This window comes from Mycolicibacterium moriokaense (genome assembly GCF_010726085.1).
GTDB lineage: Bacteria > Actinomycetota > Actinomycetes > Mycobacteriales > Mycobacteriaceae > Mycobacterium > Mycobacterium moriokaense.
The window spans coordinates 3,749,216-3,775,255 of the sequence record NZ_AP022560.1; the positions used below are offsets into that span (position 1 = coordinate 3,749,216).

At 67.6% G+C, this 26,040-nt stretch carries 24 protein-coding genes; 7 read left to right on the forward strand and 17 right to left on the reverse strand.

What is annotated here, in order from left to right; all coding sequences use genetic code 11:
- Positions 1-18: 18 nt before the first annotated feature.
- Positions 19-948 carry an RluA family pseudouridine synthase gene (locus G6N43_RS18335; RefSeq protein WP_083149542.1) on the reverse strand — a complete coding sequence of 310 codons (930 nt, stop codon included), beginning with the start codon at positions 946-948 and terminating at the stop codon, positions 19-21.
- Positions 948-1,559: a signal peptidase II gene (gene lspA / locus G6N43_RS18340; RefSeq protein ID WP_083149543.1), complete on the reverse strand. Its 612-nt coding sequence runs from the start codon at positions 1,557-1,559 to the stop codon at positions 948-950. Before lspA ends, G6N43_RS18335 begins: the two co-directional genes overlap by 1 nt.
- A 42-nt stretch (positions 1,560-1,601) precedes the next feature.
- Between lspA and G6N43_RS18345 the strand changes: the two genes are divergently transcribed.
- Positions 1,602-2,522 carry an asparaginase gene (locus tag G6N43_RS18345; RefSeq protein ID WP_083149544.1) on the forward strand — a complete coding sequence of 307 codons (921 nt, stop codon included), beginning with the start codon at positions 1,602-1,604 and terminating at the stop codon, positions 2,520-2,522.
- Between the two features lie 14 nt (positions 2,523-2,536).
- On the opposite strand, the gene G6N43_RS18350 is transcribed toward G6N43_RS18345, so the two are convergent.
- On the reverse strand, positions 2,537-3,892 hold the full coding sequence (locus G6N43_RS18350) for a DNA polymerase IV (protein ID WP_083149545.1): 1,356 nt from the start codon (positions 3,890-3,892) through the stop codon (positions 2,537-2,539).
- 33 nt (positions 3,893-3,925) lie between these two features.
- On the opposite strand from G6N43_RS18350, the gene G6N43_RS18355 reads away from it, so the two are divergent.
- Positions 3,926-4,681 (forward strand): hypothetical protein, encoded by a 756-nt coding sequence (locus G6N43_RS18355; RefSeq protein WP_083149546.1) that lies wholly within the window; start codon positions 3,926-3,928, stop codon positions 4,679-4,681.
- Positions 4,672-5,703, forward strand: a complete 1,032-nt coding sequence (locus G6N43_RS18360; RefSeq protein ID WP_083149759.1) for a TIGR03617 family F420-dependent LLM class oxidoreductase — start codon at positions 4,672-4,674, stop codon at positions 5,701-5,703. Before G6N43_RS18355 ends, G6N43_RS18360 begins: the two co-directional genes overlap by 10 nt.
- On the opposite strand, the gene ileS is transcribed toward G6N43_RS18360, so the two are convergent.
- Together ileS and G6N43_RS18370 are read right to left on the reverse strand one after the other, a co-directional pair.
- Positions 5,681-8,797 (reverse strand): isoleucine--tRNA ligase, encoded by a 3,117-nt coding sequence (ileS, locus tag G6N43_RS18365; RefSeq protein WP_083149547.1) that lies wholly within the window; start codon positions 8,795-8,797, stop codon positions 5,681-5,683. The genes G6N43_RS18360 and ileS overlap by 23 nt on opposite strands.
- Before the next feature lie 281 nt (positions 8,798-9,078).
- Complete coding sequence (locus tag G6N43_RS18370) at positions 9,079-9,744, reverse strand: hypothetical protein (RefSeq protein ID WP_083149548.1); 666 nt, start codon at positions 9,742-9,744, stop codon at positions 9,079-9,081.
- Between the two features lie 137 nt (positions 9,745-9,881).
- On the opposite strand from G6N43_RS18370, the gene G6N43_RS18375 reads away from it, so the two are divergent.
- Together G6N43_RS18375 and G6N43_RS18380 are read left to right on the forward strand one after the other, a co-directional pair.
- Complete coding sequence (locus tag G6N43_RS18375) at positions 9,882-10,253, forward strand: transcriptional regulator (RefSeq protein WP_083149549.1); 372 nt, start codon at positions 9,882-9,884, stop codon at positions 10,251-10,253.
- Positions 10,254-10,296: 43 nt separating this feature from the next.
- Positions 10,297-11,034: a hypothetical protein gene (locus G6N43_RS18380; protein ID WP_083149550.1), complete on the forward strand. Its 738-nt coding sequence runs from the start codon at positions 10,297-10,299 to the stop codon at positions 11,032-11,034.
- A gap of 11 nt (positions 11,035-11,045) precedes the next feature.
- On the opposite strand, the gene lipL is transcribed toward G6N43_RS18380, so the two are convergent.
- From lipL to mutA, 4 genes are read right to left on the reverse strand one after another with little or no spacing between them, the layout of a single operon-like run.
- On the reverse strand, positions 11,046-12,317 hold the full coding sequence (gene lipL / locus G6N43_RS18385) for an esterase/beta-lactamase LipL (RefSeq protein ID WP_083149551.1): 1,272 nt from the start codon (positions 12,315-12,317) through the stop codon (positions 11,046-11,048).
- Between the two features lie 59 nt (positions 12,318-12,376).
- On the reverse strand, positions 12,377-13,354 hold the full coding sequence (meaB, locus tag G6N43_RS18390; RefSeq protein ID WP_083149552.1) for a methylmalonyl Co-A mutase-associated GTPase MeaB: 978 nt from the start codon (positions 13,352-13,354) through the stop codon (positions 12,377-12,379).
- A gap of 11 nt (positions 13,355-13,365) precedes the next feature.
- Positions 13,366-15,624 carry a methylmalonyl-CoA mutase gene (gene scpA / locus G6N43_RS18395; RefSeq protein WP_083149553.1) on the reverse strand — a complete coding sequence of 753 codons (2,259 nt, stop codon included), beginning with the start codon at positions 15,622-15,624 and terminating at the stop codon, positions 13,366-13,368.
- Between the two features lies 1 nt (position 15,625).
- Complete coding sequence (gene mutA / locus G6N43_RS18400) at positions 15,626-17,482, reverse strand: methylmalonyl-CoA mutase small subunit (RefSeq protein ID WP_083149554.1); 1,857 nt, start codon at positions 17,480-17,482, stop codon at positions 15,626-15,628.
- Positions 17,483-17,629: 147 nt separating this feature from the next.
- On the opposite strand from mutA, the gene G6N43_RS18405 reads away from it, so the two are divergent.
- Positions 17,630-18,373, forward strand: a complete 744-nt coding sequence (locus G6N43_RS18405) for a TVP38/TMEM64 family protein (RefSeq protein WP_083149555.1) — start codon at positions 17,630-17,632, stop codon at positions 18,371-18,373.
- Positions 18,374-18,379: 6 nt separating this feature from the next.
- On the opposite strand, the gene G6N43_RS18410 is transcribed toward G6N43_RS18405, so the two are convergent.
- Both G6N43_RS18410 and G6N43_RS18415 read right to left on the reverse strand, forming a co-directional pair.
- Positions 18,380-19,612, reverse strand: coding sequence for an SPFH domain-containing protein (locus G6N43_RS18410; protein ID WP_083149556.1), 1,233 nt, complete (start codon positions 19,610-19,612; stop codon positions 18,380-18,382).
- 31 nt (positions 19,613-19,643) lie between these two features.
- On the reverse strand, positions 19,644-20,075 hold the full coding sequence (locus tag G6N43_RS18415) for an NfeD family protein (protein WP_083149557.1): 432 nt from the start codon (positions 20,073-20,075) through the stop codon (positions 19,644-19,646).
- Positions 20,076-20,134: 59 nt separating this feature from the next.
- Here G6N43_RS18415 and G6N43_RS18420 point away from each other — a divergent pair, with 59 nt between their 5' ends.
- A complete protein-coding gene (locus G6N43_RS18420; RefSeq protein WP_083149558.1) occupies positions 20,135-20,992 on the forward strand; it encodes an Rv1486c family protein in 858 nt (285 codons plus the stop codon).
- 19 nt (positions 20,993-21,011) lie between these two features.
- Here the strand turns inward: G6N43_RS18420 and G6N43_RS18425 are convergent, their stop codons facing one another.
- The 6 genes from G6N43_RS18425 to G6N43_RS18450 form a co-directional block, all read right to left on the reverse strand.
- Positions 21,012-21,293, reverse strand: coding sequence for a hypothetical protein (locus G6N43_RS18425; RefSeq protein ID WP_133056532.1), 282 nt, complete (start codon positions 21,291-21,293; stop codon positions 21,012-21,014).
- 99 nt (positions 21,294-21,392) lie between these two features.
- The gene (locus G6N43_RS18430) at positions 21,393-22,406 is read right to left on the reverse strand and encodes a ferrochelatase (protein WP_083149560.1); all 1,014 of its coding nucleotides are present in this window, start codon (positions 22,404-22,406) and stop codon (positions 21,393-21,395) included.
- 8 nt (positions 22,407-22,414) lie between these two features.
- Complete coding sequence (gene inhA, locus G6N43_RS18435; protein ID WP_083149561.1) at positions 22,415-23,224, reverse strand: NADH-dependent enoyl-ACP reductase InhA; 810 nt, start codon at positions 23,222-23,224, stop codon at positions 22,415-22,417.
- 16 nt (positions 23,225-23,240) lie between these two features.
- Positions 23,241-23,957: a 3-oxoacyl-ACP reductase FabG1 gene (fabG1, locus tag G6N43_RS18440; RefSeq protein WP_083149562.1), complete on the reverse strand. Its 717-nt coding sequence runs from the start codon at positions 23,955-23,957 to the stop codon at positions 23,241-23,243.
- Positions 23,958-24,000: 43 nt separating this feature from the next.
- On the reverse strand, positions 24,001-25,011 hold the full coding sequence (locus G6N43_RS18445; protein ID WP_083149563.1) for a VWA domain-containing protein: 1,011 nt from the start codon (positions 25,009-25,011) through the stop codon (positions 24,001-24,003).
- Positions 25,012-25,026: 15 nt separating this feature from the next.
- Positions 25,027-26,034 (reverse strand): VWA domain-containing protein, encoded by a 1,008-nt coding sequence (locus tag G6N43_RS18450; protein ID WP_083149564.1) that lies wholly within the window; start codon positions 26,032-26,034, stop codon positions 25,027-25,029.
- Positions 26,035-26,040 lie beyond the last annotated feature (6 nt).

Genomic DNA, 26,040 nt, shown 5'->3' on the forward strand with positions numbered 1-26,040 from the left:
AGAGGAGTCCGGTCGTCCTCACAGTTCGCCATGCCGCAGCACATCGAGCGCATGCTGCAGGTCCGCCGGGTAAGGACTGGTGATCTCGATGCGCCGCCCGTCGGCGGGGTGGGCGAACGCCAGCGATCTGGCGTGCAGCCATTGACGCTCGAGTCCGAGTTTGCGTGCCAGCGTTGGGTCGGCACCGTAGGTCAGGTCACCGACGCACGGATGGTGCAGTGCGGCGAAGTGCACCCGGATCTGGTGGGTGCGGCCCGTTTCCAGCTCGATGTCGAGCAGGCTTGCGGCCCGGTGCGCCTCGAGCGTGTCGTAGTGGGTGACGCTGTGCCTGCCGCCCTCGGTGACCGCGAACTTCCAGTCGTGGCCGCGGTGGCGTCCGATCGGCGCGTCGATGGTTCCGCTCGACGGGTCGGGGTGGCCCTGGACCAGTGCGTGGTAACGCTTCTCGACGGTGCGCTGCTTGAAGGCACGCTTGAGCACCGTGTACGCGCGTTCGGAGAGCGCCACCACCATGACACCGGAGGTACCCACATCGAGACGATGCACAATCCCCTGGCGCTCATGGATTCCCGATGTGCTGATGCGGAAGCCCGCCGCGGCCAGTCCACCGAGCACCGTCGGACCGCTCCACCCGACCGTGGCATGCGCCGCGACGCCGGGCGGTTTGTCGACCGCGACGATGTCGGCGTCGGAATACAGGATCGACATGCCCTCGATCTCGACGGGCGTGTTCTCCACTGGCGCAGGCGGTTCCGGCAGCCGGACCTCGAGCCAGGCGCCGGCGGTCAACTTGTCGGACTTGCCCGCCGGGGCACCGTCGACCTCGACGCCACCTTCTTCGGCAATGGCCGCGGCCGCGGTGCGCGACAGCCCGAGCAGCCGCGCCAGTCCGGCGTCGACGCGCATACCCGCCAGCCCCTCGGGGACCGGCATCGAGCGGGTGGCCATTAGCCCGCGCCACCATCCCCAGCGCCGTTGGCGTCGGCGGTCGCAGGTTTGTTGGTCCGCCTGCCGACCGTGTCGAAGTCGAAGCCGAACACCGACAGCGCGACGAGCAGGATCGCGCCGCCGACCACCGACGGGTCGGCGACGTTGAACACCGGCCACCAGCCGACCGAGAGGAAGTCCACGACGTGGCCGCGCAGCGGGCCGGGCGACCGGAAGAATCGATCGACCAGGTTGCCCATCGCCCCGCCGAGGATCATGCCGAGCCCCACCGCCCACCACGGCGACACCAGCCTGCGGCCCATCCAGATGATGCCGATCACGACAGCGGTCGCGATCAACGTCAGCACCCAGGTGTAGCCGGTCGCCATCGAGAACGCCGCGCCCGAGTTTCGGACCAGCGTCCAGGTCACGGTGTCGCCGATGATCGACACCGGCTGCCCGGGGGTCAGCAGTTTGACGGCGAGCACCTTGGTGACGATGTCGGCCACCAGCACCAACCCGGCCACGGTCAGCAGCATGCGCAGTCGACGCCTCGGCGGGGGCGCCTCCTCGGCGGCCGGAGCCCCGGTGTCCGTCAGCGGCTCATCAGGCGCCGGGGATTCATCAGTCACTCCCCCATCATTCCAAAGCCACAATGAACGACAATTCCACCCATGACTCGCCTCGTCGTCGTGACCACTGGCGGCACCATCGCCACTAGCACCGACGACCACGGGGTGAAGCGCCCGACCCGCACCGGAGCCGACCTGGTGGCCGGGCTCGACGTGCAGGTCGTCGACCTGATGGCGGTGGACAGTTCGATGCTGACGCCCGCCGACTGGGATCGGATCGGCGCGGCGGTCGGCGAGTTGCGCGACGCCGACGGCGTGGTGATCACCCACGGCACCGACACCATGGAGGAAACCGCGCTGTGGCTGGAGCTCACGTACGACGGACCGATGCCCGTCGTGCTCACCGGTGCCCAGCGCGGCGCCGACGCGCCCGATGCCGACGGGCCCCGAAATCTGCGCGACGCGCTGACGGTGGCGGCGAGCCCGCAGGCCCACGGGCTCGGAGTGCTCGTCAGTTTCGCAGGCACGGTGTGGCAACCGCTCGGTCTGCACAAGGTCGCGACGGACGACCTACAGAGCTTCAGCGGTGTCGCGGTCGGGTCGGTGGCGGAGACGTTCACGTCATACGCGCCGAAGGATCGCGCGCTTCTGGCGGCAGGCCCGGCGGCCGACGCGCCACGGGTCGACACCGTCGCGGTGTATCCGGGCAGCGATACCGCGGCCATGGATGCCTGCGTGGCCGCCGGTGCGCGGGGTCTGGTGCTCGAGGCGCTGGGGTCCGGCAACGCGGGCGCGGCGGTGATCGACGGTGTGCGGCGGCACTGCCGAAACGGCGTGACGGTGGCGGTGTCGACGCGGGTGCCGGGCGGACGGGTCAGTCCCGGCTACGGTCCCGGTCGCGAACTCGCCGATGCCGGAGCGGTTTTCGTGCCGCGGCTGCGTCCGCCGCAGGCCCGAGTCCTGCTGATGGCCACGCTGGCGGCCGGAGCACCGGTCGGCGACGTGCTCGCACGCTGGGGCTGAGACCTTGCCGTCGGCTAGTTCTGGCGGCTGAGCTCCTCGACGAAGGCCGGCCAGTCAAGGCTGTCGACGGGGTTGGCGCGGACGACGTCGGGATCGTCCTGCGGAAGTGTGCGCACCGGCCCCGGCCCGGTGCTGCGCGTCTCGAAACGCACGGTCATCACGCCATGGCCGGCACCCTGAATCCATCCGTGCCCGTAGGTGGCGTGGGCGACGTCGTCGCCGACGCGCCAAGCAGGCGGTGTCGCGGCGGCCTCCGTCAGCGTGGGCGGCAGGCCGGTGCTCGACACCTCCTCCGCCACCAGCTCCAGATCTGGGAACAGCGATTCCTGCTGTACCTCGGAGAGACCCGAAAAGCCAACGCCGACAAGGCGAATAGGACCGACCTCGATCGGATCCAACAACAGCCGGCGCGCGGTGGCGATCAGGGTGGGCGCATCGGTGGTCGCATACGGCAGGGTGGCCGACCGGGTGAGGATGCTCATGTCGGACTTCTTCAGCTTGACGGTGACGGTGCGCGCCCCGCGGCCGTCCTTCTGCAGCCGGGTATGCGCGTGTTCGCCGATACGCGCCGCCGCTTCACGGAGCTGATCGATCGTGGTGAGGTCCTCCGGGAACGTCGATTCGGCGCTGATCTGTTTGGCTGGCGAATTCTCGGTCACCGGCCGATCGTCGACCCCCCGAGCCAGACGATGCAGTGCCGCGCCGACGGCACCGCCGAGGATGTCGGCGACCTCGGCCTCGCTCAGCGCCGCGAACGCGCCGATGGTGTCGACACCGAGCCGGTGCAGCTTCTCCTCGGCCACCGGTCCGATGCCCCACAGCCTGCGCACAGGCAGTCCGCTGAGCAGCGTGCGCTCCTCGCTGCGGTCCACAACCTGGACGCCGTCGGGTTTGGCGAGGTCCGAGGCGATCTTGGCGACCTGCTTACCCGATCCGGCGCCCACGGATGCGATCAATCCGGTCTCGTCGAGCACCCGCGCCTTCACCATCCGGCAGAACGCTTCGACGTCGTCGGCCGACGCACCGGCGAGCTCGGCGGGTTCGGCGAACGCCTCGTCGAACGACAGTTGTTCCAGTACCGGCACGAAACTGCGCACGGTGTCGAACACCCGGCGACTCGCGACGCCGTAGACGACGCCGCGCGGCGGCAGCACGACGGCCGCGGCGCCCACCATCCGGCGGGCCTGGTGCATGGGCATCGCGGAGCGGGCGCCGAACACCCTGGACTCGTAGCTGGCGCCCGCGACGACACCGCGGCCGCCAAGACCGCCGACCAGAACCGGCCGGCCCCGCAGGGTGGGACGGGTCAGCTGCTCGACGGACGCGAAGAATGCGTCCATGTCGAGATGCAGCACCCATCGACCGTCCACATCCGCCGATGCTATTTCGCTAGCCTGACGTGCATGACGCAACCTGTCGGTCGGCTCAGCACCTTCGGCCGATGGGTCGATCACTTCGAGGCGAACGAAGCCGTGCACGCCGAGGTGGACGCTGCCATCGACTTCGGGGCCGACTGCGTTGTCCCCGACCCCGTGCGGCGTCCGCTGATCAACTCGGTGCGGCGGTTCCAGCTCGGCGAAAGCGGCGACGGGCGACAGTTGTTGCGCAACGCCGAGCGGGCGGGTGACCCCGAATACGTGCGCGCCATCAGCCTTTTCGTGGCCGAGGAGCAGCAGCACGCCGCGCTGCTGTTGCGCCTGCTCGGCTACCTCGGCGGCACACTCATGAGCAGGCACTGGTCCGATGCCGTGTTCGTGCGCCTGCGCCGGCTGATGGGACTGCGCACCGAGTTGATGGTGCTGACCGTCGCCGAGGTCGTCGCGCTGTCGTATTACGGCGGTCTCTCGGCAGCCGGTCCCGACCCGGTCACCCGCGCGGTGGCAGCGCGCATCGTCGACGACGAACACGCCCACGTGCGGTTTCAGCGGGACCGGCTGAGTGAAGGGTTCGCCGATTCACCGGCGCCGTTGCGCGCGCTTGCCCTCGCCCTGTGGTGGGTGGTCGCCGTCGGCGCGACCGTGGTGGTCGCATTCGATCACCGGGGAGTGCTCGACGCGATCGGTTATCGCCGCACCAGGTTCGTCCGCGACGTGCTCGGCGATTTCGCCCGCCTGGCCGCGGCCGTGATGTCTCGCAGGAGGTGGGCGTCGTGGACGTAGTCACGTCCCTTCCGGCCAGCATGCACCTGAGCGAGGTGGCCGACGAGGTGCAGCGGATCGAGGACATGGGCTTCGACGGCGTCCACATCTCCGAGACCGTGCGCGATCCGTTCGCCGTGTGCACGCTCGCGCTGGAGCACACCACGACGCTGGTGGTGCGGACCAGCATGGTCGTCGCATTCGCCCGCAGCCCGATGGTGACCGCCTATGCCGCGTGGGAGCTGGCACGCTATTCCGGCGGCCGCTTCCAGCTCGGGATCGCCACGCAGGTGCGGGGAAACATCGTCGGACGCTTCTCGATGCCGTGGAGCGACCCCGCCGCGCAGCTGCGTGACTACGTCGCGGCGTTGCGCGCGATCTTCACCACGTTCGCCGAGGGCGGGAATCTCGACTACCACGGCAGCCACTACACATTCACGCGGCTGCAGCCGTACTTCAACCCCGGCCCGACCGGTACGGCTCCCCCGCAGATCTGGACCGGCGGCGTCAACCGCAGGATGTGCACACTGGCCGGCGCGGTGGCCGACGGTTTCGTCGCCCACACCACCAGTTCGCATCCGGCGGTGCTGCGCGAGTACGTGCTGCCCGCGCTCGCCGCGGGCGCGGCCAAGGCGGACCGCACAGACGGCGGACCGCACCTGGTGGTGGTGCCGCGGGTGATCGCGGGCCGCGACGAGGCGGCCGTAGCCGCCGCGCGCGACGACCTACGCGCCGAACTCGCGTTCCTCTACTCGACGCCGGCCTATCAACGCACGCTCGAGCTGTTCGGGTTGCACGACGTCGCTGCCCGCCTCAGCGAGCACACCCGCCGCAAGGAATGGTCCGCGCTGGCCGGTGTGCTCTCCGACGACGTGGTGGACCGCCTCGTTCCGCAGGGCACCTACGCCGAGCTGCCCGACGTGCTGGCGTCCTGGTACGACGGCGTGTGCGACGGGATCGCACTCGACACACCGCCCAACCCCGACGATGACGACGAGTTCGCCGCGATGATCAGGCGCATCAAGTCGATACCTTCTCGATAGCCACGGAAACGCCGTCGCCGATCTCGGTGCCGTTCTCCGGCTCACCGAATTCGAAACTGGTGGCCAGGATTTCGCGCGCGATGAGCTCGCTGTGGGCGCGCGCCCAGTCCTGATGAGCGGGCGACACCTTGATCACCACCGAGATGCGGTCTGACACGTCCAGCCCCGTCGACTTCCGCAGCTCCTGGAGTTCGCGGATGCGGTCCTTCGCCCAGCCCTCGGCCTCCAACTCCTCGGTGACCGTGCCGTCGAGCACCACCAGGCCGGCTCCGTCGGGCAGCGCGGCCGTGTACTCGGGGTCGGCGGCCACCAGTCGGGAGCTGTACTCGTCGGGCTGCAGCACGGCCGGTCCTGCCGTCAGCGTTCCGTCGGCGTTCACCACCGCCTCGCCCGCCTTCACGGCCTTGATGGCGGCCTGTACGTCGCGGCCCAGCCGAGGTCCGGCCACCTTGGCGTTGACGGTCAACTCGAAGCGGCCGTAGGTGGCGATGTCGTCGGTGAGCTCGACCGCCTTGACGTTCAGCTCATCGGCGATGATGTCGCGGTACGGCTCGAGCCGCCCCGGATCATCAACGGCCACCGTGAGTTTCGGCAGCGGCAACCGCACCCGCAGCTTCTTGGCCTTGCGCAGCGACGACCCCGCCGAGGCGACCACCCGGACCAGGTCCATGTCGGCCACCAACTGCGAATCCTTCGGCAGCAGATCGGCTTCCGGCCAGTCGGTCAGATGCACCGAGCGTTCGCCGGTCACCCCCCGCCAGATGATCTCGGTAACGAGCGGAAGCAGCGGCGCGGCCAGCCGACACGTCACCTCGAGCACGGTGTGCAGCGTGTCGATGGCGTCGGGATCCTCGTCCCAGAACCGCGAACGCGACCGTCGCACATACCAGTTCGTCAACGCGTCGGTGAACTGGCGCAGCTGGTCGCACGCCCCGGAGATGTCACAGACGTCCAGCGACTCGGTGAGGTCGTCACGCAGCTCGGCGAGCTTGGCCAGGATGTAGCGGTCCAGCACGTGCGTGGAGTCGGTGCGCCATGTCCCCTTCTTCGGCGCGTAGAGCGCCAGGAACGTGTAGGCGTTCCACAGCGGCAACTGCACCTGGCGGACGCCCTCGCGGATGCCCTGTTCGGTGACGATCAGATTGCCGCCGCGCAGGATCGGCGACGCCATCAGGAACCAGCGCATCGCATCGGAGCCGTCGCGGTCGAACACCTCGGTGACGTCGGGGTAGTTTCGCAGCGACTTGCTCATCTTCTGGCCGTCGTTGCCCAGCACGATGCCGTGTGCGACACAGGTTTTGAACGCGGGACGGTCGAACAGCGCGGTGGCCAGGATGTGCATGGTGTAAAACCAGCCGCGGGTCTGGCCGATGTACTCGACGATGAAGTCGCCAGGGAAGTGGGTGTCGAACCAATCGGCATTCTCGAACGGATAGTGCACCTGGGCGTAGGGCATCGAACCCGAGTCGAACCACACGTCGAACACGTCCTCGATGCGCCGCATCATCGAGCGCCCGGTCGGGTCGTCGGGGTTGGGCCGTGTCAGCTCGTCGATGAACGGCCGGTGCAGATCCGTCGGGCGCACCCCGAAATCACGCTCCAGCTCGTCGAGACTGCCGTAGACGTCGATGCGCGGATACGCCGGGTCGTCGGATTTCCACACCGGAATCGGACTGCCCCAGTAGCGGTTTCGCGAGATCGACCAGTCGCGCGCGCCCTGCAGCCACTTGCCGAACTGGCCGTCCTTGACGTGTTCGGGATACCAGGTGATCTCCTGGTTGAGCTCGACCATGCGGTCACGGAACTCGGAGACCTTGATGAACCACGACGATACGGCCCGGTAGATCAACGGGTTCCGGCACCGCCAGCAGTGCGGGTACGAGTGTTCGTAGGTCTCGTGGCGCAACAGCACAGCCCCGTTCGCGGCGGCGGCTCGGCCCTGGTTCTTGAGGTCGCGGATGATCTGCGGATTGGCGTCGAAGACGTGCTGGCCCGCGTAGTCGGGCACGGTCGCGTCGAACCGGCCCTTCGAGTCGACGGGCGTGACGGCGACGATGTCCGCCGCCGCAGCGGTGGCCATGTCGTCCTCGCCGTAGGCCGGCGACATGTGCACGATTCCGGTGCCGTCCTCGGTGCTGACGAAGTCGGCGGGCAGCACCCGGAACGAGTTCGGCGCATCCATGAAATACGGGAACGGCGGCAGATACTGCACACCGAGCAGAGCGCTGCCGGTGTAGGTGCCGAGGATCGCCGGCTCGTCGCCGAGTTCGCGCGCGTAGGCCGCCAGCCGGGCCTGCGCCAGCACGTAGCGGTTTCCGTCGGGACCCTGCACCTGTACATAGGTGACGTCGGGGTGCACCGCGACGGCCTGGTTGGACGGCAGCGTCCACGGCGTCGTCGTCCAGATCAGGAGGTAAGCGCCCGCCAAATCGCCTGTGCTGATCCGGAAACCGACGGTGATCGCGGGATCCTGGCGACTCTGGTAGACATCGTCGTCCATGCGCAGCTCGTGGGCGGACAGCGGCGTCTCGTCATTCCAGCAGTACGGCAGCACCCGGTTGCCCTCATACGCGAGGCCCTTGTCCCACAGTTGTTTGAACGCCCAGATCACCGACTCCATGAAGCCGGGATCCAGTGTCTTGTAGTCGTTTTCGAAGTCCACCCAGCGGGCCTGGCGGGTTACGTAGGCTCGCCATTCGTTGGTGTACTTGAGCACGGACGCACGACAGGCCTCGTTGAACTTTTCGATGCCCATTTCCTCGATCTGCGCCTTGTCGGTGATCGCGAGCTGACGCTGCACCTCGAGTTCGGCGGGCAGGCCGTGGGTGTCCCAGCCGAAACGGCGGTCCACCTTGTAGCCGCGCATGGTGCGGTAGCGCGGCACGATGTCCTTGACATAGCCGGTCAGCAGGTGGCCGTAGTGCGGCAGGCCGTTGGCGAACGGCGGACCGTCGTAGAACACGTACTCGGGCGACCCCTCACGCCGCGCGATGCTGGCGCGGAACGTGTCGTCGGACTCCCAGTACGAAAGGACGTCGGCTTCCAGCTCCGGGAAGTTGGGCGCCCCGGCGGCCGGCTTCGGATAGGCGGTCACGTGTCTCCTGTGCCCAATCTGCGACCCCCGCCTTCGGAGGCCCCATCACATCTAAGGCACGGGGACGACCTCGCGCGGTGCGCGAACGCCGCGGTACCACCCCGCTTGCGCACATCGATGACGTACGCCGCTCACTTAGGGCGATGACGGGCCCACCCGTTCGGTTCTACTGAGCTGGAACAGCCGTTCTTCCGAAGGCTCCCCGGTGATAGCCGGATCAATGCCGTGGCGTCGATTCTAATGACGACTGCAAATCCTGCGAAATGCGCGGTCGTCGGCGCTTATACGGTCGGTAGCGCGTCCGTGGTCATCTCGTAGAGCGCACGCGGGAACTGCTCGGCGAGCTCTTCGACGGTGTAGGGCTCGAACTGGCTCGTGTCGTACCACCAGTCCACATGCACCTGACCGCCGGTGCGGTACACCCGCATCTCCAGCGCGTGGCCCAGCCCGGGCGGCGTCTCCTGCACCGGCACCGGTACCGCGTCCTCGGGCACCTCACCGAGGTAGTTGAAATACAGCTCCGACATTCCCTCGGCAGTGCTCTCCTTGGCCGCGGCGAGGACGGCCGAAACGCCCTGCAGCAGCTCGGTCGCGTCGACCTCCCGACCGCTGACACAGGTCAGGGGCACGGCATCGAGCATGCTGCCGCGCAAGCTGGCGATGTCGACGGCGACGGTGCCCTCACCGAGCGTCCTGGCGATAGAGCGGGCCAGGGCCGCGAGCAGGATTTCGTCGGCTGCGACGCCCAGCCACTCAGTGGCCCCGTCCAGTTCGGCGGTGAGGTCTTCGATGTCCGTCGTCGACACCCGCGCCATGCCCGCGGGACGAGAATCATCGACAGTGTCGTAATCGACGATGCGGATCGCAGTAATTGCACGTTCGGAAACAGCGTCGGAAACAGCCTCGAAAACCTCATTGGCCGTGGTCGGCAACTGGGGAGCAACCATAATGCCAACGATAGCTCAGGTGTCCCAAATTTGGGATAGTGGTCCCGAAACTGTGACGCCAGTGTCAATTAAAGCAAAGCTTTCCAGTTTGCGGTTGCCCCTGCCCATTCACCGGAAATTGCTTTATCGTAGGTAAGGTGCCCCGAACAGACGAGAACGGCCGACAGCTAAAAGCCCTGCTCGACTACCTCCTGGACGGCGACATCGACGCCAAGGACATCTACGACGCGCTCGGTACATCGAGCAGCACGTACTACCGGCGTATCAAGGAATCCGACTATCCCGACGCCGAAGAATTGCGCCGGGTAGCCGATCGATTCGGCCTCAGCTACCCCGACCTGCAGATTCGTTTCGGCCTGATGAGCGAGCAGGAAGTGTGGAGCTACCTCGAGTCCTCACCCTTCGCTCCCACTGCCCTGCGCGAGGCCACCGCCACTCGCACCACCCAACGGACGCGCGCTCCGAAGCTGTCCGAGCTCAAACCGCGCAGTGACGCACCGCCGCTGTAGCCCTATACTTTGCTGAGTACATTGCGGCTCGAAAGCGACAATTATGGCTCTCACTTCTCTGATCGCGATAACGCTTTGCTGTATCGCATGGAGCCTGTGGATTAGGCGCGTCACGTGGTCGTCGCGTTGGGAGTTCGCGGCAACGTTGAACATCGCGTTGCAGGGCGGCGCCGTACTGCTCATGTCGCCATGGGCCTCGGAAACGCTCGGCGTCTTTCTGCATTCCCTGACCGGTAAATGGAACCTCGAGGACTATATCGGTCACGACCTCTACATCGTCGCCGCGTCCGCGGTGGTCTACAACGCTCTCGGCCGGCTGCAGCAGGACCACGATCTGCGGCTGTCGTTCAAGCAGTACGTCGAGTACCCCGCCACGCTGTGCATACCGCTGCTCCTTGTCGCGTTCAGCCTGGGCAACGGCGCCAAGATCTATAAGGCCGACTTCTTCCAGGTGCCTACCGACTTCTGGCTGAACATCTACTGGCTGTTGCTGTGCGGCACGCTCATCTACCTGCTGGGCTACGGCTCCCGTGCACTGCTCGTGCTGCGCCAGGATCCGCGCTCCCGCAAGGTCGCCAACATCTACCTGGTCTCGTCGGCCGCAGGCGTCGCCGCCTGTCTGACCCGGCTGGCCACCGCCTTCATCCCGCAGCTCCAGGCGCTGGACGCCGGCTCCACGCTGGTGTGGGTGTTCGCGTGCATGTGCGGCGCCGGCTTCGCCATCACCTCGGCGGAATCGTGGCGCAAGAAGACCAGGTGGTTCTCGACAGCCGACCGCTGAACTCAACCCGCCTATCCGGCCACCGGCCGGGTGACCTTCTTGTACGGCGCACCCAGTGCGGGCACCGTGTCGTATCCCCGCCTGCGTGCGCGGGCGGCATCACGGCGAATCAAGGTCTGCAGACCGGCGAACGTCGCCTGATCGAGCACCATGCGGGTCAGCAACCGGTTGTGCACGAACCCGAAGGCCATCCCGGATTCCGGATCGGCCCATCCCACCGAGCCGGCCAGCCCCGCGTGTCCGAAGCCCGGCATCACGCCGGGGATCGGCACGGAGTGGTATCCGAGGTGGAAGGACAGCGGCACGATGAGGTTGCGGTCCGGCGCGAAGCTGCGCTCGCCGGTCAGGCCCTCGACCCGCTCGCGGGACAGCAACTGCGTGCCGTTGACGCGGCCGCCGTTGGCGATCGCGCCGTACAACTTGGCCAGTGCTCGCGCGGTGGCCACCCCGTTGGCCGACGGAATCTCGGCGTCCAGGAACGGCGTATCCCCCTGCACGACGGCCTTCATGCCCGGGAAGTACATCGAGCCGAACGCCCCGGAGATGCCGAGCGCGGCCACCCGGGGGGCGATGAAGTTGAAGACCGGATTGGCGAATGTGCCCTGCGGAGCGAGGATCTGGGCGGGGCGGGTCGGCGACGAGGCGGGCGGGCGGCCCAGGTGCAGCCCGTCGGTGTCGAGCGGTTCGGCGAGTTCCTCGCGGATCAAATCGCGCATCCCCTTGCCGGTGATGGCGCGGCCCAACCCCGACATCAGCCAGCCATAGGTCAACGCGTGGTACGCCTGGTGGCCGTAGAGCAGGCGGTTGACCGGTGCGGCGGCGATCCGCTGCTCCATCGCGAGGTGATCCAGCAGCTCGGCCTTGCTGACACCGTTGAGCTGGGACAGCCCGGCGCGGTGCCGCATGACGTCGCGCACCGTGATGTGGGCCTTGCCGTTGGCACCGAACTCGGGCCAGTACTCGCTGACGGGAGTGTCGTAGTCGACGAGGCCGCGATCGGCGAGCCGGTGGATCACGGTCGACGCGAGACCCTTGGTGACCGAGAAGACCATGGCGCCGGTGTCGGCCGTCCAGTACTCGGTGCCGCGGCGGTCGGCGTACCCGGTCCAGACATCTACGACGGGCTCACCGTGCAGATAGACGCACAGGGCGCCGCCGCCGAAACGGCGGCCGGGAAACAGGTTCGAGAACGCTCGCAGGGTGCAGGCAAAGTTCGAGTCCGCTGCGCCCTGGATCCCTCGTGGAAGCGCCGCGCTGCGCTCCACGGATTTGACACCCGTCACAATGAATTAAATTTACCCGGCCCCCCGGCTAATAAACGAAGCGTTACCGAAAAGTTAAGTTACTGCAGGTCGGAGGCATCCAGGATGCGCTGCGCAGCAAGCGCTGGAGTCAGCTCACCGTCGCGTACCTGGCGCTCGATGTCGGCCCGGATCTGCTTAACCGCGGGATGGGACAGCACACGGTCCAGCACCGCGTCTCGAACCATCGACCAGGTCCACTCGACCTGCTGCGTGCGCCGCCGCGCCTCGAACTCGCCGGCCTCGGTGAGCACCTCGCGGTGTTTGAGCACGGTGTTCCACAGCTCGACCAGTCCGTCGCCCGTGAGCGCGCTCATCGTGAGAACCGGTGGACGCCAAAGGGTTTCGCGGGGGTAGATCAGCCGGATAGCGCCGGTCAGTTCGCGGGCCGCGGCCTTGGCCTCCACCGCGTGCTCACCGTCGGCCTTGTTCACCACGACGATGTCGGCCAGCTCCAGCACACCCTTCTTGATTCCCTGCAGCTGATCGCCGGTGCGCGCGAGCGTCAGGAACACGAAGGTGTCGACCATGTTGGCAACGGCCACCTCGGACTGCCCGACGCCGACCGTCTCGACCAGGATCACGTCGTACCCTGCCGCTTCGAGCAACACGATCGTTTCGCGGGTGGCCCGCGCGACGCCGCCCAGGGTGCCCGAGGTCGGCGACGGCCGGATGTAGGCGTCGGGGTGCACGGCCAGTTTCGCCATCCGCGTCTTGTCCCCGAGGATCGATCCCCCGGTGCGCGTCGAGGACGGGTCGACCGCCAGCACGGCGACGCGGTGGCCCTGCTCGATCAGGTACATGCCGAGCGCCTCGATGGTCGTGGACTTTCCGACCCCCGGTACCCCGGTGATCCCGACGCGCATGGCGCTGCCCGCGTCGGGCATCAGGTCCAGCAGCAGCCGCTGCGCCTGTTCGCGGTGGTCGGCCCGGGTGGACTCGACGAGCGTGATGGCCTTGGGCAGCGCCGCACGGTCGCCGTTGCGCACCGCGGCGGCCAAGTCCTCGATGGCGTTCATCAACCCCCGGGCTATGCCAGCTTGTAGCCCAACCGGTCGGCCAGCTTCTGCAGCAGGCCGATGGCGGCGTCGGCGATGACGGTGCCGGGCGGGAAGATCGCGGTCGCACCCGCCGCGTACAACTCGTCGAAGTCACCCGGCGGGATCACGCCGCCGACCACGATCATGATGTCGGGTCGGCCCGCCTCGGCGAGTGCCTCACGCAGTGCGGGCACCAGCGTCAGGTGGCCCGCCGCCAGTGACGACACCCCGACCACATGCACGTCGTTGTCGACGGCCTGGCGCGCGACCTCCTCCGGCGTCGAGAACAGCGACCCGACGTCCACGTCGAAGCCGATGTCGGCGAACGCCGTCGCGATGACCTTCTGTCCGCGGTCGTGACCGTCCTGGCCCATCTTGGCGACCAGGATGCGCGGCCGACGTCCGTCCGCCTCGGCGAACTTGTTCACGAGTTCCGTTGCGGTAGAGATATTGCTGACCGTCCCCACCTCATCTCGGTAGACGCCTGCGATCGTACGTATCTCGGCCTGATGCCGCCCGAACACCTTCTCCAACGCGTCGGAGATCTCGCCAACCGTCGCATGCGCACGCGCCGCGTTGATGGCCAACGCCATCAAATTGTTCCCGAGGCCGTCCTCGCCCGCTGCCTCGGATTCTCCTGCGGCCCTGGTCAATTCGGCCAATGCGGCCTGCGTGGCGGCTTCGTCGCGCTCGGCGCGCAGCTTCTGCAGCTTGGCGATCTGCTCGGCGCGTACCCGGCTGTTCTCGACCTTGAGCACCTCGATCTCGTGGTCCTCGTCGACCTGGTACTTGTTCACCCCGATGACGGGTTGGGCGCCCGAGTCGATACGTGCCTGGGTACGCGCGGCGGCCTCCTCGATGCGCATCTTCGGGATGCCGTCGCTGATCGCCTGCGCCATACCGCCGTGCTCGTTCACCTCGCGGATGTGCGCGCGGGCCTTCTCGGCGAGCTGATGGGTCAGCCATTCGACGTAATAGGAACCGCCCCACGGGTCGATCGGACGCGTGGTCCCCGACTCCTGCTGCAGCAGCAGTTGGGTGTTGCGGGCGATGCGCGCCGAGAAGTCGGTCGGCAGGGCGAGCGCCTCGTCGAGCGCATTGGTGTGCAGCGACTGGGTGTGTCCCTGGGTTGCGGCCATCGCCTCTATGCAGGTGCGAGCGACGTTGTTGAACGGGTCCTGTGCCGTCAACGACCAGCCCGACGTCTGCGAGTGGGTGCGCAGCGACAGTGACTTGTCATTCTTCGGATTGAACTCCGCGACGAGCTCACTCCACAGCAGCCGGCCCGCACGCAGCTTGGCGACCTCCATGAAGAAGTTCATGCCGATACCCCAGAAGAACGACAGCCGCGGCGCGAACTTGTCGATGTCGAGCCCCGCGTCGAGACCCGCCTTGATGTACTCGACGCCGTCGGCCAACGTGTAGGCGAGCTCGAGATCCGCTGTGGCACCGGCCTCTTGGATGTGGTACCCGGAGATGGAGATCGAGTTGAACTTCGGCATCTTCGCGCTCGTGTAGCCAAAGATGTCGGAGATCACCCGCATCGAGGGCTTCGGCGGATAGATGTAGGTGTTGCGGACCATGAACTCTTTGAGGATGTCGTTCTGGATGGTCCCGGCCAGCTTCTCCGGCGGCACCCCCTGCTCCTCGGCCGCGACCACGTAGAGCGCGAGGATCGGCAGCACCGCACCGTTCATCGTCATCGACACCGAGACGGTCGAGAGGTCGATACCGTCGAACAGCTGCCGCATGTCGAGGATGGAATCGATTGCCACACCGGCCATACCGACGTCACCCTGAACGCGCGGATGGTCGGAGTCGTAGCCACGGTGGGTGGCGAGGTCGAACGCCACCGACAGGCCCTTCTGCCCAGCGGCGAGGTTGCGTCGGTAGAACGCGTTGGACTCCGCCGCGGTCGAGAACCCGGCGTACTGGCGAATGGTCCACGGCTGGTTGACGTACATCGTCGGGTACGGCCCGCGGACGAACGGCGGTGCGCCGGGGAAGCTGTCCAACGGGTAACCGGCGTCGACGGCGGCGTCGCGGTCGGCAGCGATGTACACCGGTTTGACGTCGATGCCCTCCGGGGTGACCCAGGCCAGTTGATCGGGGGTGTACCCGTGCGCCGCGGCGGCGGCCGCGACGTGCTCGGTCACCGCCGCTTCGGTTGCGGGCTCGGCGGTCTTCTCCCCGTAGAGCGGCACCTCGGCGAAGTTGGCGATTGCCCCTGCGACATTGGATACGGTCATGTCACGCTCCCAATCGTGTGAGCAGCGCCGACAGCGCGGCGATCGCGTCGATCCTGGCGGTCAGATACTCGTCCGGCTTGCTGGCCGCGTCGGCGACCGCCTTCTCCGGCCCGGCGAGATATACGTGCGAAACGCCGGCCGCCCGTGCCGCGTCGACGACGCCGGACGCCTCTGCGGCATACCGGGTGTCGGTACCGCAGATCACGGCCACGTCGGCGCCGTCAGCGAACGACACCGCCTGCGCGACGCCGGCGGCGTCCAGCGGACCCGGGTTGACGGCCTCGATCCCGCCGGACGCCAGCAGGTTCGCCGCGAACGTCGTGCGGATGTTGTGTTCGGCCAGCGGACCGAGCGGAAGGAGCAGCACCTTCGGCCTGACTCCGTGGTCGGCAAGGTACGCGTCCGAACGGTCGCGCAGCGCCTCGAAACCGGCGGCGTAGCGCTGTACGGCGGGGTCCGGATCGGCGTGGGGCAGCGGCGTTTCCGCGAGATTCGGGTACTCGTTGACGCCGGTGATCGCGGTGCGCCGGTGGGCGATGTCGTCTTGGCGCTTCTCGCTCACCTGCGCGATCTGCGCGGTCAGATGGTCGCGTGCGGCCGCGAAGCCGCCGCGGGATTCGATGTCCTGGAAGTGCTTCCATGCCTGTTCGGCGAGTTCCCGGGTGAGGTCTTCGATGTACCACGAGCCGCCGCCCGGATCGAGCACGCGGCCGATGTGCGATTCCTCCAATAGCAGCAGCTGGGTGTTGCGGGCCATCCGGCGCGCGAAACTGGCTGAGGTGCCTGGCCATCCGCCGGGGATGGCGCTGTCGAACGGGTGGACCGTGACGGTGTCGGCTCCCCCGACACCCGCGGCGAACGCGGCGACGGTGGTGCGGAGCATGTTCACCCATGGATCACGTTGCGTCATCATGGGTTTGGACGTCACCGCATGCACGGTCGCCGCACCGGCGTCGGGCGTGCCCGCCACCTCGGCAACCCGCGCCCAGAGTTGCCGTGCGGCACGCATCTTGGCGATGGTCATGAACTGGTCGTCGTCGGCGGCGAACCGGAAGCTGATCTGCCGCAACGCATCCAACACCGAGATGCCGTGCTCGACCAGAAGACGCAGGTAGTTGACACCCGCGGCGATCGCGCCGGCCAGCTCCAACGACGCGTTGGCGCCGCGGTCATGGAAGGCCGGACCGTCGACCGTGATGGCGCGGACGCCGCCGCCGTAGGCGACGGCCTTGGCGGCGACCGCCGCCACCTCGTCGGTCGACGGCGCGCTGCGGCCGCTCAGCCCGGCGGTCAACGGGTCGGCGCCGAGATCGATCGAAAGGCGTTCACGCCGTTCGGCATCCAGGTCGGTCACCAGCGCCAGCAGCGCGTCGGCGGCGGCGGTGTAGTCGGCACCCGCGTCGAGCACCACGGGCACGAGTTCGAGGAACACACCCTCGAGCAGCCGGTCGGTTTCGTCGGCGCCGACCCCCTTGGGGCCGACCTCGAGGATCAGCGCGCTGGTGCCCTCGGTCAGCGCGGCGAGCACCGCACCGTTTCCGTCCGTCACCGAGACCTGCCCCGGCGCCGGAAACGTCTCGGCGACCTTCCAGCCGGATTTGACGTCGCGCAGCCCATCCGAACCACGGGTGTACGGCCAGCGGCCCGGCAGCGGCGCCTCGGGCTGGGAGTCGAGGATGGTGTACAGCGGTCGGATCGGGAAGCCCTCATAGGTGGGCGAGTCGAGCAGGTGCTCAGGCGCATCGCCGAGTTCCGCAGGATCCTTGCGGCTGCTCTTGGCGAGCACCGCGGCGACGGCCGCGCGCCATTGCTCGCGATCCGATTCGGATCCCACGGACGTACCTACCGACACCGGCATCTCCTGTTGTCCCAACGTGTGACCTCTGTGTCTAACACGACCGCTCATCAGGCTAAATGATCGCCATCATGGCGTTGACGGTCGGTCGGCGGACTCACGCACACGGCGTCCGGTGTTACCGACCGACGCCACGTAGGGTTGGTAGGCGTGAATACCGTCGTCAGCACCCTGCGCGCCGTCGTTGCGTCGGTGGTGGCGACGGCTTCTGCGCTGCCCCGCAAGCGGGTGTTCACCATCCTTTCCGCGATTGTGATTCTCGTCGCAATCGCACTGTTTTTGCCTGTGCCGACCGCGGTGCAGCTGCGCGACTGGGCCACCTCCGTCGGCCCGTGGTTCCCGCTCGCGTTCCTAGGCGCGCACATCGTGGTGACGGTGTTCCCGTTTCCGCGTACCGCATTCACCCTGGCCGCGGGCCTGCTGTTCGGTCCGGTGCTCGGAATTCCGCTGGCCGTCGGGGCGGCCACGGTCAGCGCCGTCATCGCCCTGCTGCTGGTGCGCGCGGCCGGGTGGCAGCTCAACAAGCTGGTGCGCCACCCCCGCATCGATTCCCTGGACGCCCGGCTGCGCGAACGCGGATGGCCCGCGATCGTGTCGATGCGACTGATCCCCGCGGTGCCGTTCTCGGTGCTGAACTACGCGGCGGGTGCGTCAGCGGTGCGGGTGGTTCCCTATACGCTCGCCACGCTCGTCGGGCTGGTGCCCGGCACCGCGGCCGTAGTGATCCTCGGTGATGCGCTGACCGGGAACGTCAGCCCGCTGCTCTTCCTGATCTCGTTCTGTACCGCGTGTATCGGCGTGACCGGGCTGGTCTACGAGATTCGCGCCCATCGCCGCCATCACCGCGAACGCTTGGCCGACGCGGAGGAAAGCACCGAGCCGGCGGTCAGATAAACAGTCTCAGAGAGAGTGCGCTCCCCCGTCGCCGCGCGGTCCCGGCGCAGGCGGCGGAGTGTAGGCCGAGGGCGGCGGCTGCTGTTGGGACAGCGGCGGGTACTGCTTCGGCGGTTCGATCGATCCCGGACTGTCGACCGGAGTGCGCGCCTCGGCCACCGCCTGCGCGACGGCCTGCGCGATCTCGGGGTCGGTCTGTGTGTTGAACCACTCGGCCACCTCGGCCGAATCGTCCTCGGGCTTGGGCAGATCCTCCTCGACCGGGGACGGCTGATACCGGAACACGCCGTCTTCACCGGGCGCCCCGAGCAGCTTCGTGAACCCCTGCAGCGCGGAGCCGAAGTCGCTGGGCACGAGCCACACCTTGTTGGCTTCGCCCTTGGCCATCTGCGGCAGGGTCTGCAGATATTGGTAGGCCAGCATCTCGGGCGTCGGCCGGCCGGCCTTGATCGCGGCGAACGTCTTCTCGATGGCCTTGGCCTGGCCCTGGGCCTGCAGATAGGACGCAGCGCGTTCACCCTGGGCGCGCAGGATGCGAGACTGCCGGTCGGCCTCGGCGGCCAGGATGGCGGCCTGCTTGGCGCCCTCTGCCGCCAGGATCTGCGCCTGCTTCTGACCCTCGGCCTGCTTGATCGCGGCCTCCCGGGTGCCCTCGGCGGTCAGGATCATCGCGCGCTTCTCGCGGTCGGCACGCATCTGCTTCTCCATCGAGTCCTGGATCGACGGCGGCGGGTCGATGCTGCGCAGCTCGACGCGCGCCACGCGCAGACCCCAGCGGCCGGTGGCCTCGTCGAGCACGCCACGCAGCTGACCGTTGATCGCATCGCGGGAGGTCAGCGTCTGTTCCAGCGTCATACCGCCGACCACGTTGCGCAGCGTGGTGGTGGTCAGCTGCTCGACGCCGACGATGTAGTTGCTGATCTGGTAGACGGCGGCCTGGGGGTTGGTGACCTGGAAGTAGACGACGGTGTCGATGTTGACCGTCAGGTTGTCCTCGGTGATGACCGGCTGGGGCGGGAACGACACGACGCGCTCGCGCAGGTCGACACGGGCACGGATCTTGTCGATGAACGGCAGCAGCAGTGTCAGCTGTCCCGAGACCGTCTTGCTGTAGCGGCCGAGGCGTTCGATCACCGCAGCTTCGGCCTGTGGGATCAATGCGACGGACTTGGCCACGACGATGGCAGCGAACACCACCAGCACGGCCAGCAGAACGAGGCCGGCTACCGCACCATCCATGAACGTTCCTTCCCTAGTTGTCCAGTGTTCTCTAGACGACTTTCTGGACCACCGCCGTCGCACCGTCGATGTGCACGACGGTCACGTGGTCGCCCGGCTCGTAGACTTCGTTCTCGTTCAGCGGGCGCGCGGTCCACACCTCGCCCTCGAGTTTCACCTGTCCTTCGTGGCGCCCGACGCGGTCCAGCACCAACGCGCTCTTGCCCTCCAACGCCTTTGCCGGCTCGGGCAGACCCTTGCCCGATTGGAAGTGCCTGCGCAGTGCGGGCCGCACCAGCACCAGCAGGAGCACCGACACGACGGCGAACACCGCACCGTGCACCCACACGTCATCGAAGACGAGGCTGGAGCCCGCGGCCGCCAGGGCCCCGCCACCGAGCATCAGCAGGAACAGATCGCCTGTCAGTGCCTCGGCCCCGGCCAGGGCCAGTGCGGCGACTAGCCAGATCAACGCAGCAGGCATGCCGTCAGCCTAGCGCGTAGCCGACCCGATGAGCCGCTAACAACTACACTGCGAAAACTATGTGGTGTCCGAGTGTGTCGCTGTCGGTGTGGGCGAATGCCTGGCTGGCAGGCGCCGCCGCACCCGACGATGTGCTGGACGCCCTATCGCTGTGGGCGCCAAGACATTCCGTCACCGCATACGACTCGGTGGCGGCCGGACGCACCGGACTGCCCTGGCCCGACCTGACCGACGCGGGCGCCGTCTCGTTGCTGCAGACGCTGCGCACTGGCGCGGGGCGTGGCGGCTCGTCACCCGCGATGGGCGTCGTCCTGCCAGTGCCCGGCGACGTCCGTGGACTGCCCGCGGGTACCCAGTTTCAGCGCGACGCTGTGACCGCCGGTGAGGCACTCGTCATCGCGAGCGACCCGGCCGAGGCCATCGGTTTGGTGCCCGACTACGAGTACCCGGACGTCGACGACAGCGACGACCCCGATGCGGCGCCCGATCCGTGCGGCATGTCGTGGACGGTGTACTCGGTACCCGGAGCGAGGCCGATGGAGGGCCTGGACCTCGGCGAAGCGGAATACGCGATGCGGTCCGCCGTGCGGTCGGCGGCCGATGCGCTCGGCGCACTCCACGCCGAGGCGGCGGGCAGTGACATCGAGGATCCGCGGAGCCTCGTCGAACAGGTCGTGGAATCCGAACGCCAACACAGCATTCCGGATCACGCCCCGACACCTGCCCTGCGCGTACTGGACAACGCGGCGTACATCGACGCGATCATCACCGTGAGCTCGGGGCTGATCCCGATCGGACTGAACAGCTCCGCGGACGTGCAGACCGCCAGCGAAGCGCTACGTCCGCTGAACGACGTCGTCCGGTCGGCGCGGCTGGCGGCGGTCAGCGCGATCCTGCAGTCCGCCTGGAAGCACTGACTCACTCACCAGCGCTCACTTACCAACGCCAGGGCCACCAGTGCCGGTAGTAGCCGAACCCATATCCAGGACCGACAACGCCTGGGCCGTGGAATCCGTAGTGGCCGATGTGCCCGTATCCGTGACCGCCATAGCCATGGCCCGCCGGAATGACCGTCAGGTCGGTTGCCGGATGCACGGTCGACACCACAGCCGGTGAGGTCGGTACGGTGTCCGCCGCGGCGACCGGCGCCGCCCCGATCACCACCGCCGCCGCGCCCGTCATGATCGCCGCAAGAATCTGCTTCAACCCTGGTCGCATCGCGAAACTCCTTCGAATATCTATGTTTCTGCTGCACTTCCAGAGTTGCGCGCGCACCCCGCTATGTCGTTGCGGGAGCCACCCAAGCCGGTCTCCCGGCTACCTGGTATCGCACGCAGAGGTGCAGAACGCCCCGTCGATCGAGAAGCCCTGAAGCGGTGGAGCTTCCGTGCCGGCGACACGGACCGGATCGCGGCCGTTGCGAAGTTCGTCGAGCAGATCGGCGACGACGCGCGCGAGATCGGCGTTGGGGGTCGCTGCCCGTGCGAACGCCATGCCGTACCGCTGCGCCTCCCCCTTGAGCTCGTTGTCGAGATCCCACACCACCTCGATGTGGTCGGCCACGAAGCCGATCGGGCAGACGAGCACCGCGCGGGTGCCCGTCTCGGCGAGCGCGGCGAGATGATCACCGACGTCGGGCTCCAGCCACGGCACCTGCGGCGGCCCGGAGCGCGACTGCCAGACCTGGTCGTAATCGTCGTAGCCCGCCGCGGCGGCGACGAGTTTCGCGGCGTGCGCCACCTGTCGCTCGTACAGCTCTGTGCCGCAACGGGATCGGGCCGACAGCGGGATGGAGTGTGCGGTGAACACCAACCGCGCATCGTCGGGCACGGTCTGCGCGGCCGCCGTTATCGCATCGCTGAACATCTGCACGAACAGCGGATGGTCGTAGAACTGCCGCAGTTTCACCAAGTGCGGCGCGGCATCCCCCGCCGCGCGCCTGGCGCGCGCGATGTCCTCGACGTACTGCGCGCAGCCCGAGTAGCCGCCCCACGCCGACGTGTTGAACACCGCGGCGCGGCGAATCCCGTCACCGGCCATCGCGGTGACCGCGTCCTCGACATACGGCTCCCAGTTGCGGTTGCCGAAGTAGACCGGGATGTCGATGAGGCCACGCAGCTGATCGATGAGCGCGCGGTTGATGCCGTTGATCGGCGAGACGCCGCCGAAGTGCAGGTAGTGCTCGGCGACGGAAGCGAGCCGCTCGCGCGGGATCCCGCGGCCCCTGGTGACGTTCTCGAGGAACGGCATCACGTCGTCCGGACCCTCCGGGCCGCCGAACGACAGCAGCAGGACGGCGTCGACGTCGGTGCTCTCAGCGCGAGCGCTCATCGAGCGAGCTACAGCAGCTGTGTGCTGGCTCCGCCGTCGGCGTAGATGACGGTCCCCGTCGTGGCGGGCAGCCAATCCGACAGCAGAGCGCACACAGTCTTGGCGACCGGCGTCGGGTCCTTCATGTTCCAGCCGATCGGCGCCCGCTGATCCCAGCCCTCTTCGAGCAGCTTCATCTGGGCCCCGGCCTCCTCGCCGAGCGCACCGCCGACGATGGCGCTCATCGCCAGCGTGCGGATCGGCCCCGCGGCAACGAGATTCGACCGGACACCGTGCGGACCCGCCTCGCGGGCCACGAACCGGTTCACCGACTCCAGCGCACTCTTGGCGACGGTCATCCAGTTGTAGGCGGGCATGGCGCGGGTCGGGTCGAAGTCCATGCCGACGATCGAGCCGCCCGGGTTCATGATCGGCAGCGTAGCCTTGGCAAGGGACGCATACGAGTACGCCGAGATGTGGATGCCCTTGGACACGTCCTCGTAGGGCGCGTCGAAGAACGGGTTGATGCCCATCCCGGTCTGCGGCATGAAGCCGATCGAATGCACGACGCCGTCGAGCTTGTTGCCCTCGCCGATGACCTCCGCGATGCGGCCGGCCAGCGAGTCGAGGTGCTCCTGGTTCTGCACGTCGAGCTCGAGCAGCGGCGCCTTCTCCGGGAGCCGGTCGGCGATGCGCTGGATCAGCTTCAGCCGGTCGAAGCCGGTCAGCACCAGCTGGGCACCCGCCTCCTGCGCGACCTTGGCGATGTGAAACGCGATCGACGAGTCGGTGATGATCCCCGTGACGAGGATCCGCTTGCCTTCCAGAAGTCCTGCCATGTTGTGGTTTTCCTTTCTAGTGGCCCATGCCCATGCCGCCGTCGACCGGGATCACCGCGCCGGCGATGTAGCTCGCGTCCTCGGAGGCCAGGAAGCTGACCGCGCCGGCCACCTCCTCCGCCGTGCCGACCCGCTTCGCCGGGATGAAGTCCAGCGCGCCCTCCTGGATGCGCTCGTCCAGCGCACGGGTCATCTCGGTGTCGATGTAGCCCGGCGCCACCACATTCGCGGTGACGCCGGCCTTGGCGAGCTCCCGGGAGATCGACCGGGCCATGCCGATCAGACCCGCCTTGGCGGCCGCGTAGTTGGACTGATTGCCGATGCCCCACATGCCGGAGACCGACCCGATGAAGATGATCCGGCCGAACCGCTTGCGCTGCATGCTGCGCGACGCTCGCTGAGCCACCCGGAACGCGCCGGTGAGGTTGGTGTTGATGACCTCTTCGAACCGCTCCTCGGTCATCCGGATGAGGAAGGCGTCCTTGGAGATCCCTGCGTTGGACACCAGCACCTCGACCGGGCCCTGGTGCTCCTCGACCTCTTTGAAGGCGCGATCGACGGACGCGTTGTCGGTGACGTCGCACACCACGCCGAACAACCCCTCCGGTGCACCGGATCCGCGGTGCGTGACGGCGACCTTGTGGCCGTCGGCCGCGAGCCGCTGAGCTATGGCAAGTCCGATGCCGCGATTGCCACCGGTGACGAGTACAGAACGCGATACGAATTCCGGCATGCCCGCCAACCTATCGCCTCGACAGCATTCTTAAGAAATCGCCTCAGAAAGGCAGCCGGCGGTTGATCAGCAGGGCCGCCACCGCCGCGATGGCGGCCATCAGGGCTCCGAGGCGCAGCCAGCCGGTGGTCGCCTCACCGCGCACGGTCTCGTAGCCGATCTGATCCTGCAGCGTCGAGTAGACCTTGTTGAGCTCCTCGAGATTGGACGCGGTGTAGGACTCACCGCCGGAGAGCTGGGCGATCTTCTTCATCATCGCGTCGTCGACGGGGACCGGCACCTTCTCGCCGTTGACCTCGACCTCGCCGTATTTGGTACCGAACGAGATGGTCGAGATCGGCACACCCTGGTCCTTCGCGGTGCGCGCGGCGGTGAACGCGCCCTTCGGATTGTCGGGGTTGTTCGGCACCGTCTCCTTGCCGTCGGAGAACAGCACGATGTGTGCGGGCGGGGGTGTATCGCCGCCCCCGATGACCGCGCCGACGGTGGAGATCGACGACAGTGCGGTGAAGATCGCTTCGCCGGTGGCGGTGCGGTCGGCGACTTGCAGATTGTCGATGGCGCGCCTGCTGGCGTCCCGGTTGGTGGTCGGCGAGACCAGCACCGTGGCGGTGCCCGCATAGGCGATCACGCCCAGGTTGATTCCCGGGGTGAGCTCGTCGACGAATCGTTTCGAAGCTTCCTTGGCCGCGGTCAGCCGGTCGGGTTCCACGTCGGTGGCCCGCATCGACTGTGACACGTCGATGGCCATCATCACGACCGCGCGGTTGCGTGGCAGCCGTTGGTCGTAGGTGGGGCCTGCGAGCGCAATTGTGCACAGCAGCAACGAGATCCCTAGCAGCGCCGCAGGAACGTGGCGCCACGGACTCGGACGTTTGGGTGCCACGCTGTCGAGCAGTTCGGTGTTCGCGAACTGCTGAAGCCGCCTACGCCTGGCGATCTGGGCGGCGACGTACAGCCCCACCAAACCGGCCAGGATGACAAGGAAGAACAGCAGCCACCAGACGTGTTGGAAGCCCGTGAGTGAGACCGGGCCCAGGAACGGAAGCGTCATATCAGATCGTCATCCCTAGTTCGGCAGACGACGGTTGATGAACAGTGCCGACAGCGCCGCGAGCGCCAGGGCCAGCGCACCCAGCCGCAGCCAGCCGATACTCGCGTCGCCCCTGATCGTTTCGTAGCCGATCTGCTGCTGCAGGTTGGCGTACACCTGGCGCAGCTGTTCGAGGCTGGACGCGGTGAACGCCTCGCCGCCGGACAGATCGGCGATCTCCTTGAGCATCTCGTCGTCGACAGGCACCGGCTGACGCTGGTCGTTGATCTCGACGTAGCCGTACGGGGTGCCGAACGAGATGGTCGAGATCGGCACGCCCTGGTCCTTGGCGGTGCGGGCAGCGGTGAACGCACCCTTCGGGTTGTCCGGGTTCGACGGCACCGTCTCCTTACCGTCGGAGAACAACACGATGCGCGCAGGCGGCGGTTCGTCGCCACCCCCGATCACCGCGCCCACGGTGGCAATCGCCTGCAGCGCAGTGAAAATGCCCTCACCCGTTGCGGTGCGGTCGGCGAACTGCAGCTTGTCGATCGCCGCCTTGGTGGCCTCGCGGCCGGTGGTCGGCGAGACGAGCACCGTCGCCGTCCCGGCGTACGCGATCAGCCCGAGATTGATGCCGGGGGTGAGCTCGTCGGCGAACTGCTTGGAGGCCTCCTGCGCGGCGGCCATGCGATTGGGTGAGACGTCGGTGGCGCGCATCGACTGCGAGACGTCCATGACGAGCATCACGACGGCGCGGTTGCGCGGAATCCGGACGTCATGCGTCGGGCCTGCCATCGCCACCGTGAGGAACACCAAGGCGATGACGAGCAGGATCGCGGGCAGGTGCCGCCGTCGCGTCGGCCGTTTGGGCGCAACGCTTTCCAACAACTCCATGTTGGCGAACCGCAGCATCTGCCGGTGTCTGGCCAGCTGGACCACGATGTAGAGCGCGACGACACCGAGCACGACCAACAGGAACAGAAAGAACCATGCGTGCTCGAAACCCGAAAGTGTTATCGGTCCAAGTATCGGTAATGTCATGTACGC

Excerpts from the sequence above, each read along its gene's own strand:
- G6N43_RS18335 (WP_083149542.1), bottom strand. The coding sequence starts at position 948 with ATGGCCACCCGCTCGATGCCGGTCCCCGAGGGGCTGGCGGGTATGCGC.
- G6N43_RS18345 (WP_083149544.1), top strand. The coding sequence starts at position 1,602 with ATGACTCGCCTCGTCGTCGTGACCACTGGCGGCACCATCGCCACTAGC.
- G6N43_RS18355 (WP_083149546.1), top strand. The coding sequence starts at position 3,926 with ATGACGCAACCTGTCGGTCGGCTCAGCACCTTCGGCCGATGGGTCGAT.
- G6N43_RS18370 (WP_083149548.1), bottom strand. The coding sequence starts at position 9,744 with ATGGTTGCTCCCCAGTTGCCGACCACGGCCAATGAGGTTTTCGAGGCT.
- G6N43_RS18380 (WP_083149550.1), top strand. The coding sequence starts at position 10,297 with ATGGCTCTCACTTCTCTGATCGCGATAACGCTTTGCTGTATCGCATGG.
- meaB (WP_083149552.1), bottom strand. The coding sequence starts at position 13,354 with ATGAACGCCATCGAGGACTTGGCCGCCGCGGTGCGCAACGGCGACCGT.
- scpA (WP_083149553.1), bottom strand. The coding sequence starts at position 15,624 with ATGACCGTATCCAATGTCGCAGGGGCAATCGCCAACTTCGCCGAGGTG.
- mutA (WP_083149554.1), bottom strand. The coding sequence starts at position 17,482 with ATGCCGGTGTCGGTAGGTACGTCCGTGGGATCCGAATCGGATCGCGAG.
- G6N43_RS18410 (WP_083149556.1), bottom strand. The coding sequence starts at position 19,612 with ATGGATGGTGCGGTAGCCGGCCTCGTTCTGCTGGCCGTGCTGGTGGTG.
- G6N43_RS18415 (WP_083149557.1), bottom strand. The coding sequence starts at position 20,075 with ATGCCTGCTGCGTTGATCTGGCTAGTCGCCGCACTGGCCCTGGCCGGG.
- G6N43_RS18420 (WP_083149558.1), top strand. The coding sequence starts at position 20,135 with ATGTGGTGTCCGAGTGTGTCGCTGTCGGTGTGGGCGAATGCCTGGCTG.
- G6N43_RS18425 (WP_133056532.1), bottom strand. The coding sequence starts at position 21,293 with ATGCGACCAGGGTTGAAGCAGATTCTTGCGGCGATCATGACGGGCGCG.
- G6N43_RS18430 (WP_083149560.1), bottom strand. The coding sequence starts at position 22,406 with ATGAGCGCTCGCGCTGAGAGCACCGACGTCGACGCCGTCCTGCTGCTG.
- inhA (WP_083149561.1), bottom strand. The coding sequence starts at position 23,224 with ATGGCAGGACTTCTGGAAGGCAAGCGGATCCTCGTCACGGGGATCATC.
- fabG1 (WP_083149562.1), bottom strand. The coding sequence starts at position 23,957 with ATGCCGGAATTCGTATCGCGTTCTGTACTCGTCACCGGTGGCAATCGC.
- G6N43_RS18445 (WP_083149563.1), bottom strand. The coding sequence starts at position 25,011 with ATGACGCTTCCGTTCCTGGGCCCGGTCTCACTCACGGGCTTCCAACAC.
- G6N43_RS18450 (WP_083149564.1), bottom strand. The coding sequence starts at position 26,034 with ATGACATTACCGATACTTGGACCGATAACACTTTCGGGTTTCGAGCAC.